Here is a 15,401-nt window from a genome sequence, read left to right on the forward strand (position 1 = left end):
CTCGACGACCGCGGAGTGCAGCGAGTCGCTGGAGTAGATCGGCGCGGTGCAGCCCTCGACGTAGTGCACGTAGGCGTCCTCGTCGACGATGATCAGCGTCCGCTCGAACTGGCCCATGTTCTCGGTGTTGATCCGGAAGTAGGCCTGCAGCGGGATGTCGACGTGCACGCCCTTCGGCACGTAGATGAACGAGCCGCCCGACCACACGCTGGTGTTGAGCGCGGAGAACTTGTTGTCACCGACGGGGATGACGGTGCCGAAGTACTCCTTGAAGAGGTCCTCGTGCTCCTTCAGCGCGGTGTCGGTGTCGAGGAACAGCACGCCCTGCTCCTCGAGGTCCTCGCGGATGGAGTGGTAGACGACCTCGGACTCGTACTGCGCGGCGACGCCGGCGACCAGGCGCTGCTTCTCCGCCTCGGGGATGCCGAGCTTGTCGTAGGTGTTCTTGATGTCCTCGGGCAGGTCCTCCCAGCTGGTGGCCTGCTTCTCCGAGGAGCGCACGAAGTACTTGATGTTGTCGAAGTCGATGCCCGACAGGTCCGAGCCCCAGGTGGGCATGGGCTTGCGGTCGAAGAGCTTCAGGCCCTTCAGGCGCAGGTCGAGCATCCACTGCGGCTCGTTCTTCTTGCCCGAGATGTCGCGCACCACGGCCTCGTTGAGACCACGGGTGGCGGCGGCGCCGGCCACGTCCGGGTCGGCCCAGCCGAACTCGTAGCGGCCGATGCCCTGGAGCTCCGGGTTGAGTTCTTCGATGGAGGTCATGAGACCGACTCCTTCTCGCGGTGGGTGCTGCTGGGGAGGTCAGGGATGCAGGTGGTGCAGACACCGTCGCCGTGGGCGATGGTGGCCAGCCGCTGGACGTGGCGGCCCAGGACCCGGCTGATCGCCGCTGTCTCGGCCTCGCACAGCTGCGGGAACTCGTGGGCGACGTGGGAGACCGGGCAGTGCTGCTGGCACAGCTGCTCACCGGCCAGCGGCAGCTCGCGCACGGAGGCGGCGTACCCCTCGTCGGTGAAGACGCGGGCCAGCACCTGGGCGGGCGTGAGGTCGGGGTGCTCCTCGAGGACGGCACCGAAGCGGGCCTCGATGAAGGAGACCCGCTGGTCGGCGAAGGCGCGCAGGGCGTCCTCCCCGCCGGTCTCGGCTAGGAAGCGCAGGGCCTGGACGGCCAGGTCGTCGTACTGCTGGTCGAAGCTGTCGCGGCCGTGCTCGGTGAGGGCGAAGAGCTTCGCCGGACGGCCACGACCACGCACCGCGCCCGGTCGCGGATCGCGCGCCTCGACCTCGCCGTCCTCGACCAGCTGGTCGAGGTGGCGACGCACGGCGGCCGGCGTGAGGTCGAGCTGCTCGGCCAGCGTCGCGGCGGTCGAGGGCCCGTTCACCAGGATCGACCGCGCGACACGCTGGCGCGTGCTCAGGTCGTCGCGGGTGAATTCCACAACGCCAGTGTGCCGTTAATGGAAACGCCCGTTCAAGGAAGGGTGGCCTTACCCGTCTCGCGCAACCACCACAGCCCCAGGAACGGCAGCACCAGCGGCAGGAAGCCGTAGCCCTGCCCGAAGTGCGACCAGACGGTCTTGTCGGGGAACAGGTCGGTCGCGACGTACGACAGGGTGCCCACGACGAGCACGCCCGCGGCCTCGACCACGACCGAGGCCAGCGCCACCCGGCGGGCGGTCGGACCGCCGCTCAGCAGGCAGGCGGTCGCGACGAGGTAGAGCACCGCCGCGAGCAGCGAGAGGGAGTAGGCCAGCGGTGCCCGGTCGGCGTCGGTGCCGAGCTGCACGAGCGAGCGCCCGGTCGCGGCGACCGCGAACACGGCGTACGCCGCCACGAGGATGCGGCCGGGACCGGTGGAGAGGTCCCGGACGGTGCCGGCATCGGGCGTGGAGGGCTCAGGCACCGGCGAGCCGCCAGAGCTGGTCGAGGCGAGTCTCCATCGCCGCGACCGTGAGCAGCGCGACCAGGAGGGCGCCGTTGCCCCAGCGGCTGCGCTCCACCAGCGCGAGCGCAGCACCGAAGGGCACCGCCAGGACGACGGTGAACAGGTACGACACGAAGGTCGCGGTCGGCACGTCGCGGGAGGTCGTCGAGAGCTGGACCAGGCCCACGACGAGCTGGACCACCAGCACCGCGAGCAGCACGCCCAGCAGCGCGAAGAACCGGTCGCCCGGGGGGCTCTCGTCGCGCACGACCATCACGACGGTCCAGATGCCGCAGAGCGCGCTGAGCACCAGCACGGGGACGACCAGCCACACGACCACGGCCTCACTGTAGGAGTGCGGCCACAGCCCTTGTGGGAGGGCTCCCTAGACTGCCGGGGTGCACGACGACCACGAGCCTGCCGTCGTCGTCGACGCGCTCGAGATGCGGTACGGCGCCAAGCGGGCCGTCGACGGTCTCTCGCTCACGGTCGCCCGCGGCAGCATCACCGCCGTCCTCGGGCCCAACGGCGCGGGCAAGACCACGACCCTCGAGACGTGCGAGGGCTACCGCCGCCCGCAGCGCGGCACCGTGCGGGTGCTCGGGCTCGACCCGCAGGCCGACCGCCGGGCGCTGCTGCCGCGGATCGGCGTGATGCTCCAGAGCGGGGGCGCCTGGTCGGGCATCCGGGCCGAGGAGATGCTGCGCCACGCCGCGTCGCTGCACGCCCACCCGCTCCCCCACGAGCTGCTCGTGGAGCGGCTGGGCCTCGCCGACTGCGGGCGGACGCCGTACCGCCGGCTCTCGGGCGGTCAGCAGCAGCGACTCGGGCTGGCCTGCGCGCTGGTGGGCCGCCCGGAGCTGGTCTTCGTCGACGAGCCGACCGCGGGGATGGACCCGCAGGCGCGGCGCACGACCTGGGAGCTGCTCGAGGAGCTGCGCGCCGACGGTGTGACGGTCGTGCTGACCACGCACTACATGGACGAGGCCGAGCGGCTCGCGGACACCATCCACATCATCGACCGCGGCCGGCTGATCGCCACCGGCTCGCCCGTCGAGCTCACCCGCGGCGGCTCCGTCTCCACGATCCGGCTCGTGGTCACCAGTCCCTTCCCGCCCGACGCGCCGCAGTCACTGACGGCCGCGCTGGGGCCGGGCACGACCGTCACCGTGCTCGACGCCCTGAGCCTGCTGGTCACCGGGCCCGCGGACGCCTCGACGCTCGCGCGGGTCTCGCGGTGGTGCGAGGAGCAGGGCGTGCTGCCGGAGTCGTTGAGCCTGGGCACCCGCACCCTGGAGGACGTCTTCCTCGAGCTGACCGGGCGCGGCCTGGGCGACGAGCCGGGCTCCCCCGACCCGCAGCGGGACGGGGCCCTGGCGTGAGCGGCACCTTCGCCCCGCGGCCCGGCGCCGCCTCGCTCCCCCGCCAGGTCCTCGCGCAGGCCCGCACCGAGGCGCGGCTGATGCTGCGCAACGGCGAGCAGCTGCTGCTGGCGGTGGTGATCCCGGTCATCGTGCTGGTCGGTGCGGTCGCCGGATCCGAGCGCGTCGGCCTGGAGCTCGACGCCTCGGCGGTCGACACCTTCGCCCCCGGCGTCCTGGCCCTCGCCGTCATGTCCACCGCCTTCACCTCCCTCGCGATCGCCACGGGCTTCGAGCGGCGCTACGGCGTGATCAAGTGGCTCGGCAGCTCGCCGCTGCCCCGCTCCGGCCTGCTGGCCGGCAAGGTGCTGGCGCTGCTGCTGGTCGAGCTGCTCCAGCTCCTCGTCCTCGGTGGCACGGCGCTCGCGCTGGGCTGGGACCCGGTCGTCTCCGGTGCCTCCGTGCTGGGCGCGTTGCTGGTGGGCGTCCTGGGCACGGCAGCCTTCGCGGCGATCGGGCTGCTGGTCGCCGGCACGCTGCGGGCCGAGGCCACGCTCGCCGCCGCCAACCTGGTCTACCTGCTGCTCATGGCCGGCGGTGCCGTGGTCCTGCCGGCCTCGGCGTACGGCGGGTTCGGCGAGGTCGCGCAGTGGCTGCCCTCCGGGGCGCTGGGCGAGGGCATGCGCGCCGCCCTGGTCGACGGTGCGGTGCAGGTCACGTCGCTGGTGGCTCTCGGTGCCTGGGCCCTGGTGGGTACCGTCCTGACTGCCCGGACCTTCCAGTGGGAGTGACGCCCATGACGCTCGAGACCCTGCAGGACACCCGGCTGCGCCAGGCCCGGTGGGCCGGTTGGGCGAGCCTGGTCGCCAACATCCTGATCGTGGTCACGGGTGGCGCCGTGCGGCTGACCGGCTCCGGCCTGGGCTGCCCCACCTGGCCGCGGTGCACCGACGAGAGCTTCACCCCGCACGGCGAGCTCGGCCTGCACGGCGTCATCGAGTTCGGCAACCGGCTGCTGACCTTCGTGCTGGTCGCGATCGCCGTCCTGACCTTCCTCGCCGCGTGGCGCACCGGACGGCGCGAGCTGCGTCGGCTGGCCTTCGTCCTGGCCCTGGGCATCCCGCTCCAGGCGGTCATCGGCGGCCTCACGGTGCTGGTCGACCTCAACCCCTGGGCGGTGGCGCTGCACCTGATGCTCTCGATGGTGCTGGTCTCCCTGTCGGTGCGCTTCCTCCAGCAGCTCGACCGGCCGGTGCCGGCCGCCCGGGGCCCGCTGGTGACGCTGGCCTGGGGGGTCTTCGCGGTCGGCTACGTCGTGCTCTACCTCGGCACGATCGTGACCGGCTCCGGCCCGCACGCCGGCGACGCCGACGTCGCGCGCAACGGCCTGGACCCCGTGCAGTGGAGCCAGCTGCACGCCGACTCCGTCTTCCTCTACATCGGCATGACCATCGGTCTGGGTGCGGCCCTGCACGCGACCCGCGCCGACCGCGCCGCCGTCCGGGCGACCTGGCTGCTGCTGGGCCTCCAGCTGGCGCAGGGGCTGGTCGGCTTCGTGCAGTACTTCACCGGTCTGCCCGAGCTGCTGGTCGGCGTGCACCTGCTGGGTGCCGGCGTGCTGGCCGCCTCCACGACCTGGGTGCTGCTGCGGGTGCGCCACCCGCAGCCGGCTCAGCCCCCGGCGGCCGCCGCCGAGCCCGCGCTCGCCGCCAGCCTGCGGTAGGCGCCCTCGAGCTGCTCGGCCACCCGGCCCTGCAGGAACGGCCGCACGTCCTCCCGACCGCCCGCCGACAGCCGGGCCCGCAGCACGTCGTCCTCGACCAGGCGCCGCAGCGCTGCGGTCGTGGCGGGCACGTCCCCGGGTGGCACGACGAGCGCCGAGCGCTCGTGGGTGACCATGTCGGCGATCCCGCCGAGGTGGGTGGTCACCAGGGGCGTCCCGAGGGCCATCGCCTCCAGCACGGTCGTGGGGCACGGGTCGGGCCACTGGCTCGGCAGGGCCGCGGCGAGCGCGTGCTGGAAGCCGCTGACCACGCGTTCGTGCTCCCAGTGGTGGTGCACGGAGACACCCGCGGGCAGGTCGTCGAGCGGCATCGAGGGACGCCCGACCAGCACCAGCTCCGGGCGGCCCACGGGCAGCCGCTCCCAGGCGCGCAGGAGCGTGCCGATGCCCTTCTGCTCCGAGAGGTCGCCGGCGAAGAAGAGGTAGGGGGCGTCCGGGAGGTCGGGGTCCCGGGGTGACCGGTCCCGCACGAGCAGCTCGTCGGGCACGAAGTTGGGGACGACCTCGAAGGGCGATCCGTCGGTGTCCAGCCCGTTGGCCCGGGCGACGTAGGAGCTGACCGGGGTGAACAGGTCGGCCGCGCGGCGGCGCCACGGCAGCCCGGCGCGCACGGCGGCGTACACCACCTGGCCGCGGCCGGGGCCGTAGTGCTCCCCCGCGCACGGCAGGCAGCGGCGCGGGCTCGGGCCCTCGCACGGGTGGGTGTCGCGCATGAGCCGCTTGGTGGCACACACGTGGCCGTAGTCGTGCAGGGAGAGCACGAGCGGGATGCGGTACGCCGAGGGCAGCGCGGTCCACGAGCTGACGATCCAGTTGTGGGCGTGCACCACGTCGGGCCGGACCTCGCGCACCAAGCGGGAGAGCTCGCGGGTGGTCAGCGGGTCCGGGACCGGCAGGGCCAGGGGCCGGTCGGCCGTCGGGTAGAGGCCCGGGACCCGCGACCCGACGTGCTCCAGGACGTGGACGGTCACGCCCGGGTCCTGCTGCGGGGTCCCCCGGTCGGTGTCGAGGGTCGCGACGTGCACGTCGAGGCCGCGCGCGGCCAGCGCCACGGCCAGGTTGCGGACGTGGCGCTCCTCCCCGCCGATGACCGGGGGGTAGAACTGCGCCAGCAGCAGGACCCTCACGCCCGTCTCCTCTGCCGCCGGGCCTGGACCGACCCGGTGACCAGGCCGAGGATCACGGCCAGCGCCCCCAGCACCAGTCCCAGGGCCTCCGCGCGGTGGCCGGGGCGCAGCAGGGCGCGCACCGCCGCACCGGGCAGGGCCCGGGCGAAGCCGACCTCGGGGCCGAGCGAGCCGGGCGCGGCCGCGGCGGCCATGTGCGCCTTCAGCTCGCCCTCGCTGCGGCAGCGCTCGAGGTAGTAGCGCCAGGTCAGCCGGGCCGCGGGCACGCGGTGGCGGATGACGGCCGAGGGCTCGAACGCGAACTCCCCGCCGGTCGCTGCCGCGGCCCGGAGACCGAAGTCGGCCTCCTCCCCGCCGCCGCTGCGACCGGCGCCATGGCCCAGGTCGGCGTCGTACCCGCCCAGGTCGAGGAAGAGCTGGCGGCGCACGGCCGCGCACCCGCCGTAGACGTTGCGGACCCGGGCAGGTTCGGTCGGCATGCCGGCGTAGGAGCAGCCGACCGTCCACAGGAACTCGTCGGGCAGCCACGCGGGTCGCCGGCCGATCCACGCGGGCTCCGACCACCCCGAGCTGCCGATGACCCGGGGGTCGTCCAACGGGACGGCGAGGGCGGCCAGCCAGCCCGGCTCCGCCTCGGCGTCGTCGTCGAGGAAGGCGACGACGTCGGTGCTCATCTGCTCCGCGCCGAGCGTGCGCGCCACCGAGACACCGCGGTTGCGGCCCACGGCGGTGACCCGCACGGTGAGCCCGGTGCGCGGCAGGACCGGCGGGAGGGCCGCGCGGACGAGCCTGGCCAGCTGATCGGTGCCGTCCACCATCACCAGGACCTCGTCGGGCACCCGGGTCTGGGTGTCCAGGGACGCCACGGCGCGGGCGACCTGGTCGAGGCGCTCGGGGGCGTGGGTGCAGACCAGCACGCCGATGCTGGCCACGGGCCGCGGGTCCGGGGCGGGCTCCTGCGTCGCGGCCGGGACCGGGTCGTGGGCAGGCAGGGAGGCGGGGTCGGTGGTGTCGGTCATGTCCAGGTCCTCCCGGTCGCGAGCGCCGTACGGCGGGTGGCGCGCCAGGCCGGGCCGGCCAGGCGCTTGAGGGCGGGGACCGCCCCGCGGGGGCCGCCCTCCTGGACCAGCCGCAGCACGGCCGGCCCGTCGTGGTCGGGTCCGACGAGCAGCCGGGACACGGCCCACGGGTCCTCGCCGGGCGGGCTGGTGCGGTGCCCGATGGCGCACGCGTTGGTGTAGCCCGCCCGCCGCACCTGCTCGCGCAGCCGGCGGGAGTGGTAGCCGTGCGGGTAGCAGAAGGACTCCACGCGACGTGCCGCCACGTCCTCGAGCACCTGCCGGCTCTCCCGGAGCTGGGCCGCAGCCAGGGCGCCGGGGAGGACGTCGAGGGGGACGTGCACCGCTCCGTGGCTGCCGATCTCGTGGCCGCGGTCGGCGACCTCCCGGACCGCCTCGCCGTCGAGGATCGCCAGGTGGCCGCCGTCGGGCAGCCAGGTGGCGTGCCCGCCGAGGTGGCGGGTGGGGACGTAGAGGGTGCTGCGGGCGTCGTGGCGCGCGAGCACCTCCAGACCGGCGTGGACGAAGTCGGTGTAGCCGTCGTCGAAGGTCAGCGCGACGACCCGGTCGCCCCGGGCGTGCCGGGCCAGTGCCTCGGTCAACCCGAGCAGGGCGTAGCCCGCGTCGGCGAGGGCACCGAGCTGCTCGTCGAGCCGGTCGGCAGGCACCGAGAGCTCGCGCAACCGGGCCGGCACGGCACCGCCGACGGAGTGGTACATCAGCACCGGCAGCGGACGCACCGCGGCCGACGCGTCAGGAGTGCGGGCGGTCCCCGCTGGGCTCGCCGTCACCGGACGACCGCCCGAACAGGCGCGCCCGGAACCGGGTGCAGGCGCACAGGCCGCAGTCGCTGCCGGGCCGGTAGTGCTGGTGAGCGTCGCGACGGTGCCCGCAACGGCAGACCGAGAGGCTCGGCAAGGGCACGTGCGGCACGGGCGGTGACCTCCTGGTGGCAGGACAGGGACCTGCCGGCCACCCCCCGGGACCGACGGGCGCACGCTACCAACTCCGGACCGCCGTCGTGCGCCTTCACACGCGCCCCTGCGTCCAGGCGACGAGCGCGTCGTAGGTGAGGGAGGGGCGCAGGCGCTCGTCCAGCAGGGTCCAGGCCGGGTCGTCCCAGCGGGTCGGGTGCAGGTAGTACCACCCGATCCCGGCCACGAACCGGTCGCAGGCGGCCAGGTCGAGGGCCTGTGGGAGGTAGCGCGCCCTCAGGTCGTCGGGGACGGCGTCGTACCCGTCCTGCGCGGCGGTGCTGTAGCCGAACTCGCCGAGGTACAGCCCCAGGTCGCCGTCGCCGTTGGCGGTCATCACGTCGTGCAGGTCGCGGTAGCCGGTGTAGGTGAGGTCGACGGTGCCGAGTTCGCTCTCGTAGCGGGCCTCGGGGTCCTGCGAGGCGGGCGGCCGGGAGCCGGCGAAGGGGTGCACCCCGACCAGGTCGAAGGGCCGCTCCCCCGGGGCCAGGGCAGCGTAGAGCGCCTCGAGGTAGCCGATGTCGTTGTCGGCCAGGCCACCGGTGACCAGTCGCGCGTCGGGTGCCCAGCGACGCGCCACCGGCGCAGTGGCCTCCAGCAGGCGGGCGAAGGCGGCCGGGTCGACCCCGGTCGTCCAGTACGTCGGGTTGTCGGGCTCGTTCCAGATCTCGACGAAGTCGGCGCGGCCGTCGAGGTGCTGCAGCGCGGACCGCACGAACCCCTGCCACCGGCGCAGCTCTGCGGGACTGCGGGGCGGCTGCCAGCGCGCGGCCTCCGGGGAGGCTGCCGGGTCGTCGAGGGCCCAGGAGGGCATGCCGGTGAGCTGGACGCGGATCCGCAGGTCCCGGGCCGCGGCGGCCTGCAGCAAGCGGTCCAGGCCGTCCCAGCGCGGCGGCGTGCCGCGGCTCGGCTGCACGTCGGGCCAGCCGACGTCGGTGGAGACGACGCTCGCGCCCGCGTCGGCGGCTCGGGCGACGAGGCGTCGGACCTCGCGGGTGCTGCGCAGGGGCTGCGCGGGGTCACCGGTGGCGACCTGAACTCCCAGGTCGACCAGCAGGTCCCGGCGTCGCTCGACGTCGCACTCCGCGACCTCGGCGGCGACCGTGCTCGCGGCGTCGTCGTCGCCGCGGTCGCCGGGGGCGGTGCCCAGGCTGCCGAGACCGGCGACCAGCGCGGTGCCGAGCACAGCGACGCCGACGACGGCGAGGAGGCCGGCTGCCACGGGGCGCAGGGCGCCCCGGTCGTCCCGGCGGTCGTCTCGGCGGTCGGCCCGGTGGTCGGCCCGGCGGTCGAGGGTGGAGGTGGGGGTGGGCATCGGTGTCGTCCTGGGGCTCGAGGTCGTGGGGCCGAGAGTGGGATCGGGGGCGGGACCGGGTGGGTGCGACCCGGCGTGTGTGCGGTCCCGCAGGGTGAGGGACCACGGCAGGCCGACCAGGGGCCGGCTCCACCAGCGCCACCCGAGCAGCGCGCTGAGGGCCATGCCGCCCAGCCAGCCGAGGGCCAGGCCCCGTGCGCCGCCGACGGTGGCGCCCAGGCCGGCGGCGCCGACCTCGAGCAGCACGGAGGCTGCGGCCACGCGGGTCGCCAGCCGGAACTCCCGCTGCGCCCGCCACCAGGCCACGAGGTGGTCCTTGACGACCATCCAGGTCCCGGCCGGGACGAGCAGGCAGAGCAGGAGGTAGGAGGCTTCGGCGTACTGCTGGCCGAAGACGAGGAGCCCGGGGCGGCCCAGGGCAACCGCGCCCACGCAGAGGCCGAGGCTGAGCACCAGGGCTGCGGGGAGCGTGCGCCCCATCGTGCCGCGGAAGGTGTCCGCGTCGAGGCTCGCGCCGTGGGCGTACAACGCCACGGCCACGAGGTACGGCGGCAGGAAGGCCACGGTGGCGACCCGCCAGGCGATCGTGAAGGCGGCGTTGTCGACCGGTGCGAGCGCGACGGCCGCGACCACCGGGACCACCTGCGTGGCCGCGGCGACGGCCAGGTTCAGGCCCTGGTGGTCCAGGGCCGGTCGCGCGGCCCGGCGTACGTCCTCGGCGAGGGTGGGGCCGGTGGCTGACACCTGCTCCCCCGGCTCGGTGCCACGGTGCACGACCAGCACGAGCAGGGCCACGGAGAGCAGCAGGGGTGCGACCCAGGCCAGCTGGAGGACCGTCGAGTCGGCGGGACCCCCGGGGCCGAGGAGCAGGAGCCCCGCGACGAGCGGGAAGCGCAGGCCGGAGGCGCACAGGTTGCGCCACACCTGCAGCGACGAGCGTCGCAGTCCGAGGGTGGCCTCGTCGACCACGAGCGCCCACCCGGCGCCGACGACACCGAGCACCATCGAGGTGGCGTCCAGCGGCCCGGCCACCGCTGCCGCGAGGCTCTCCCCCAGCAGCCCGAGCGGGCCGGCGGCGAGCACCAGCAGCAGACCGGCGCCGGCCCCGACCACCGCGACCGCCAGCAGCGAGCGGCGCAGCAGCTGGTGCTGGCGAGCGACCGGGTGTGCGGGGAGCTCGGCGACCAGGTGGGTGCCGAGACCGAGGGAGACCAGCAGGCCGAGCAGGGTCTGGGTCGTGATGGCCGCGGCGGCCACACCGACCTCGGGCGCGGCGACGGCGCGGGCGACCAGGACCCAGAACAGCAGGCCGAGGACGGTGCCGAGCGCCTGCGCCCCCAGCAGGCTGCGGAAGGGGGCGAGCACACCCCGGTCCCGGGTGCTCACGGGCGACCCCCGTCGCTCGCGCCGCCCTCGCTGAGCGGCTCGGTCCGCACGCTCGGCGGTGACGGGAGCTCCTCGACGACCAGCGCTTCCCAGGACGAGCGGACGGCCACGACGGCGGCCAGCGCGACCAGGGCGGTGGTCGCCGCGCGGAGCGCGACCGTGACGGCCCCGACGCGTCCGCGATCCGGGGCGCGATGGTCGGGCACGACCACGAGCGCGGCCAGCACCAGGCAGACCAGCAACGTCGCACCCGCGCGGGGCAGGACGTCCAAGCCCACGGCGAGCGCGCCGGTGGCCATCAGGGCGGGTAGCGCGAGGGCCCAGACCCACATCCGGCCCCCGGCGGCGTCGCGCACGGGGGCCACCAGGTGGCGGCGCCGCAGCAGGAGCAGCAGCCCGGCGGCCGCGGTGAGCCCGACCTGCCAGGGGTGCCAGGTGCCCGGCATGCCGGGGTCCGGTCGCTCGGCGAACTCCGAGGCCTCGCCACGCAGGGAACGGACGTCCCACACGACGATGTCGCCGTCGAGGACCCGCTCGAAGCCGGGCGCGCCGTCGAACTTGAGCAGCATCTGGCGGGTCGGCGTGACCGCGCCCTCGCCGAAGGCCGCGCCGGCCTCGTAGTAGCTGCTCGACAGCGCGGTCTGCCCGATGGTGCGCGTGTCGACCACCACGAAGTCGACCTGGTTGTCCTGCAGGGCCTCGACGACCGCGTCGTCGACGGTCGGCGCGAGGAACACCGGGGTCAGGTTGTCCGACCCCGTCTGGGAGGTGACGGGCTCGACGGGCGCGAAGTTCGGCAGGACCCGGTTGAGGGTGACGTCCGAGGCGATCCGCGAGCCCTCGGGCAGGTAGCGGCCGGCCCACCGGCCGAACGCGACCGTCGTGGCGTCGACCGAGCGCTGCTCCGCGCCGGGGAGGTAGGGGCCGGGCACTCGCTGCCAGTCCTGGCCGCCGCCGAGCAGCACACCACCGAGGACGAGGAGCACCGTGCCGGGCGCGACGAGCCGTCGGGCCCGGTCCAGGCGCGGCACCAGCCACACCGCCACCACCAGGGCAGCGGCCATCGTGACGAAGCTCGACGCGCGGTCGGCCATCTCGGCGGCGGTGGGGAAGAAGCGCACCAGGTGCAGCAGGGGGTACGCCGCCGCGAGGCCGGCCAGCACGAGGTGGGCGCGCGAGCGCACCACCGTGCGGCCACGCACGGTGGCCAGCAGGGCGGGCACCAGCAGCGCGCACCACAGCAGGATCGAGGCGGCCATCACCGCGACCTGCCACAGCGGGGTCGCGTTGCCGCCGGACTCCAGGACGGCGCGCGACCCCGTGGCGTCGAGGGTGACGAGGCGGGCCAGCTCGGAGCCGGCGGTGTCGGCCAGCGGTCCGAGGTAGCGGACGAGGAGCGGCGCCACGACGGTCGTCCAGAGGGCGGCGACCGCGGTGCCGGCCTCGGCGGTCCACAGCACCAGGCGGGCGCGGCGGCGCTCCTGACCGAGGGCGAGCAGCGCGGCGACCGCCCACAGGGCGGCGAGCGTGAGCCAGCTGGTGAGGTGGTGGGTGATCGTCAGGGCGGCCAGCGTGGCCTGGGCGGCCCCGAGCAGCAGCCAGGTCCGCCGGCCGGTGGTGTCGGAGGCCTGCAGCAGCAGCACGACCGTCGCCACCAGCATCGCCACGGCCACCGTCTGGTAGCTGAACATGGCGTTGAAGAAGTAGAAGTGGGTGCTGCCGGAGTAGAGGAGCACCACGACCGCGCCGACGCGGGTCGAGCGGCCGAGCCGCGTGCCCAGGGCGAAGAGCGCAAGCAGGAGCACGACCCGGGCCAGCAGCACGGTCGCCAGCTGGGCGACGACGGGTGGGACGCCGGTCAGCCACACGATCGCCACGCTGACCAGCTCCAGGCCCGGGTAGTGCGGGCTCACGGGCAGCATGCTGTGCTCGCCGAAGATGCTGCCGTCGAGCAGCTGCAGCAGCGTCGTCACGTGCAGGGTCTCGTCGAAGCGGGTCGAGAGGACCGGGCTCGTGAGCAGGAAGGACAGGTGCAGCGCCACGCCGTACGCCACGGAGCCGAGGAGGCGGTCGCGCGGGCTGGTGCCGGCCGAGGTCAGCAGCAGCGCGAACGGCACCACCAGGGCCACGAGCGCGGCGTACCAGAGGACCAGGGCGGGGCCGGTCCACCCCGCCCACCCGAGGGCGTACGCCGTGGCGTGGCCGACCAGGGCCAGGGCCGCCACCAGGCAGCTCATGGCGAGCCGGTGATCGGTGTGCCCGCTGTCGGTGCTGTCGGGCGTCGGGTCGGCCGGGGGGTGGGCCGGCCGGTCGGCCGGCTCCACCGCGGAGGACGTCACGCCGGTTCCCGGACGTCCAGGACCGCCCGCGCGCGCGGCGACGGCAGTGTCTCGGCGTAGACCTCCTCGAGCCCGTCCACGCACGTCTCCCAGGTGGGGAGCTCGGAGGGGTCGGGACCCACCGGGTCCTCGAGCTGGGCGAGCAACGCCTCGGCGACGACCCGCGGGGCGGCATCCGCCTCGACACCGACGGCCCAGCCACGCTCGACCAGCTCGGTGAGGCCGGAGGTGCGGGCGACCACCACGGGGCGACCGAGGCTCAGCGCCTCCATCACCGCCACGGGGTGCGCCTCGTAGTCGCTGACCAGGGTGACGACGGCCGCCCGGGAGAGACGACGGGCCATCGCGGCCCGGTCCGGAGGGGGCACGAAGTGGATCTCGACGCGGTCCGCGACACCGAGCCGCTCGGCCAGTGCGAGCAGCTCCTGCTCGTAGGGTCCGCTGCCGAGGATCTCCACCCGGACGCCCGGGTGGTGCGGAAGCAGGTGCGGCAGCGCCTCGAGGACCCGGTGGTGGCCCTTGTACCGCTCCAGCCGGCCGATGCTCACCACCACCGGCTCCTGTGCGGCGGCCTCGTCGCTGTCCGGGACGGCCACCACGGGGAGGGTGCCGCCGTTGCGGACCAGCTGCACGCGGCCGGGCTCGCCCAGCACCTCGTCGAAGAGCAGGCGCTCGTGGTCCGAGACCCCCACCAGGACCCGTGCGCGCCGCAGCATCGGCGCGAGGAGCCGGAACTGGGTGCCGCGGGCCCGGTGCCGGAAGCTGCTCGAGGAGCCACCGGTGTGGAAGGTCAGGACGAACGGCGTGCGGCGCAGCAGGCAGGCGAGCATCGCGACGACGGGCACCAGCGTGTGGACGCCCTGCACGTGCACGAGGTCGCGCCGGTGGCGCAGCAGGGACCAGAAGATCCCGGGTGCGAGGTACCAGTCACGCCGGGCGGGGAACGCGCGGAAGCGTCGTACGACGTAGCCCGCGACGCGCTCGGTGCGCGCGAGCTCGCCGGAGCGGTCGGTGGTGAGGACCTCGACGTCCCAGCCGCGCCGGGCCAGGCGGGCAGCCACCTCGGCGACGTGCGACTCGATGCCGCCGATCTCGGGCTGGCAGCGGGCGGTCACCATCGTCACCCGGCCGGGGGCGCTGCCCTGCGGGGTGGATGGTGTCCGGCCCGACCCGCGTGCACGGGTCGGGGCGCTCACGAGGCGAGTCGCGACAGGTCGGCGGAGCCGCCGCGGCGAGCGGCCTGGCCGGACAGGACCGTGCGGCTCAGGCGGCCCAGGTGCCCGGAGCGACGCGCTCGCGATCGCTCGGTGCGGATCGTGCGCAGCACCCGCACCCCGTCCTTGACGGCGTGCAGGTTGCTGCTGCCGAAGATGCGCAGCCGCTCGACGCTCGGCACCTCGGTGATCTTCACCCCGGCGGCGGCGAAGCGGCAGTTGATGACGGTCTCGATCTCGAAGCCGTCACCCCACAGCATCGTCCCGTCCGCGGGACCGGGCTTCTCGTGCTCCGGCAGGTCGAGCACCGGGAGCTGGTCGGCCCAGAACGCGTTGTAGCCGTAGCAGAGGTCGCTGAACCGGGTCCCGAAACCACGGTTCATCACGGTGTTGAGGAACTCGTTGCCCGCGCGCCGGACCGCGGTGATGTCGGCGCTGCCGCCGCCAGCGGTGAAGCGGCTGCCCTTGGCGAAGTCGGCGCCGGCCGTGAGCGCGGCGACGAAGGCCGGGATCTCAGCCGGGTCGGCGCTGCCGTCGGCGTCGAACATGACCACGACGTCGCCGGTGACGCGGGCGAAGCCGGTGGCCAGGGCGTTGCCCTTGCCCCGGCGCACCTGCGTGCACGTCACCGCGTCCGGGAGGAGACGGCGTGCCGTCTCCAGCGTGCCGTCGACGGAGCCACCGTCGACGACGATCACCTCGTGCAGGTCCGGCACGGCCTCGACGAGCTCGGGCAGCACGACCTCGAGGTTGCGTGCTTCGTTGAGCGTCGGCACGACCACGCTGATGCGAGGACGGTCCGGACGCTGGGTGTGCTAAGCGCAGGCGCGCTCGTCTGACTGGTGCTGCATGCCTTTCATGACCCCCCATGGAAGACGGACCCGTTGGCCCGCCTGGTACTGCGCCGGCGACGATCGGTC

Annotated in this window: 14 protein-coding genes; 3 read left to right on the top strand and 11 right to left on the bottom strand. The window is 74.7% G+C overall.

The features are described from left to right. The 4 genes from sufB to Q1V71_RS13675 form a co-directional block, all read right to left on the bottom strand. Positions 1–762: Fe-S cluster assembly protein SufB (gene sufB, locus Q1V71_RS13660; RefSeq protein ID WP_300644413.1), on the bottom strand; the 762-nt coding region annotated here is incomplete at its 3' end. Next, the gene (locus tag Q1V71_RS13665) at positions 759–1,439 is read right to left on the bottom strand and encodes a metalloregulator ArsR/SmtB family transcription factor (RefSeq protein ID WP_300644414.1); all 681 of its coding nucleotides are present in this window, start codon (positions 1,437–1,439) and stop codon (positions 759–761) included. The genes Q1V71_RS13665 and sufB, both read right to left, overlap by 4 nt. A gap of 32 nt (positions 1,440–1,471) precedes the next feature. Further along, on the bottom strand, positions 1,472–1,903 hold the full coding sequence (locus tag Q1V71_RS13670) for a hypothetical protein (RefSeq protein WP_300644416.1): 432 nt from the start codon (positions 1,901–1,903) through the stop codon (positions 1,472–1,474). Next, the gene (locus Q1V71_RS13675; protein WP_300644418.1) at positions 1,896–2,264 is read right to left on the bottom strand and encodes a hypothetical protein; all 369 of its coding nucleotides are present in this window, start codon (positions 2,262–2,264) and stop codon (positions 1,896–1,898) included. Before Q1V71_RS13675 ends, Q1V71_RS13670 begins: the two co-directional genes overlap by 8 nt. A 58-nt stretch (positions 2,265–2,322) precedes the next feature. Between Q1V71_RS13675 and Q1V71_RS13680 the strand changes: the two genes are divergently transcribed. From Q1V71_RS13680 to Q1V71_RS13690, 3 genes are read left to right on the top strand one after another with little or no spacing between them, the layout of a single operon-like run. Next, the gene (locus tag Q1V71_RS13680) at positions 2,323–3,306 is read left to right on the top strand and encodes an ABC transporter ATP-binding protein (protein WP_367280151.1); all 984 of its coding nucleotides are present in this window, start codon (positions 2,323–2,325) and stop codon (positions 3,304–3,306) included. Further along, positions 3,303–4,076, top strand: a complete 774-nt coding sequence (locus tag Q1V71_RS13685; protein ID WP_300644419.1) for an ABC transporter permease — start codon at positions 3,303–3,305, stop codon at positions 4,074–4,076. The genes Q1V71_RS13680 and Q1V71_RS13685 overlap by 4 nt, the downstream gene beginning before the upstream one ends. A 5-nt stretch (positions 4,077–4,081) precedes the next feature. Further along, positions 4,082–5,008 carry a COX15/CtaA family protein gene (locus tag Q1V71_RS13690; protein WP_300644420.1) on the top strand — a complete coding sequence of 309 codons (927 nt, stop codon included), beginning with the start codon at positions 4,082–4,084 and terminating at the stop codon, positions 5,006–5,008. Here the strand turns inward: Q1V71_RS13690 and Q1V71_RS13695 are convergent. The 7 genes from Q1V71_RS13695 to Q1V71_RS13725 form a co-directional block, all read right to left on the bottom strand. Further along, on the bottom strand, positions 4,957–6,195 hold the full coding sequence (locus tag Q1V71_RS13695; RefSeq protein WP_300644422.1) for a glycosyltransferase family 4 protein: 1,239 nt from the start codon (positions 6,193–6,195) through the stop codon (positions 4,957–4,959). The two genes, Q1V71_RS13690 and Q1V71_RS13695, sit on opposite strands and share 52 nt — an antisense overlap. Continuing rightward, entirely contained in the window at positions 6,192–7,214 is a 1,023-nt protein-coding gene (locus tag Q1V71_RS13700) for a glycosyltransferase family 2 protein (protein ID WP_300644424.1), read from the bottom strand. The genes Q1V71_RS13695 and Q1V71_RS13700 overlap by 4 nt, the downstream gene beginning before the upstream one ends. Then, entirely contained in the window at positions 7,211–7,993 is a 783-nt protein-coding gene (locus Q1V71_RS13705) for a polysaccharide deacetylase family protein (protein ID WP_300644425.1), read from the bottom strand. The genes Q1V71_RS13700 and Q1V71_RS13705 overlap by 4 nt, the downstream gene beginning before the upstream one ends. A 289-nt stretch (positions 7,994–8,282) precedes the next feature. Next, on the bottom strand, positions 8,283–10,928 hold the full coding sequence (locus Q1V71_RS13710; RefSeq protein ID WP_300644427.1) for a hypothetical protein: 2,646 nt from the start codon (positions 10,926–10,928) through the stop codon (positions 8,283–8,285). After that, complete coding sequence (locus tag Q1V71_RS13715) at positions 10,925–13,267, bottom strand: hypothetical protein (protein WP_300644429.1); 2,343 nt, start codon at positions 13,265–13,267, stop codon at positions 10,925–10,927. The genes Q1V71_RS13710 and Q1V71_RS13715 overlap by 4 nt, the downstream gene beginning before the upstream one ends. Beyond that, complete coding sequence (locus Q1V71_RS13720; RefSeq protein WP_300644432.1) at positions 13,264–14,463, bottom strand: glycosyltransferase family 4 protein; 1,200 nt, start codon at positions 14,461–14,463, stop codon at positions 13,264–13,266. Before Q1V71_RS13720 ends, Q1V71_RS13715 begins: the two co-directional genes overlap by 4 nt. Then, positions 14,460–15,263 (bottom strand): glycosyltransferase family 2 protein, encoded by an 804-nt coding sequence (locus tag Q1V71_RS13725; RefSeq protein ID WP_300644433.1) that lies wholly within the window; start codon positions 15,261–15,263, stop codon positions 14,460–14,462. Before Q1V71_RS13725 ends, Q1V71_RS13720 begins: the two co-directional genes overlap by 4 nt. Between the last annotated feature and the right edge of the window lie 138 nt (positions 15,264–15,401).

The sequence above is a fragment of the Nocardioides sp. genome, assembly GCF_030149505.1.
GTDB lineage: Bacteria > Actinomycetota > Actinomycetes > Propionibacteriales > Nocardioidaceae > Nocardioides.

Excerpts from the sequence above, each read along its gene's own strand:
- Q1V71_RS13700 (WP_300644424.1), bottom strand. The coding sequence starts at position 7,214 with ATGACCGACACCACCGACCCCGCCTCCCTGCCTGCCCACGACCCGGTC.
- Q1V71_RS13690 (WP_300644420.1), top strand. The coding sequence starts at position 4,082 with ATGACGCTCGAGACCCTGCAGGACACCCGGCTGCGCCAGGCCCGGTGG.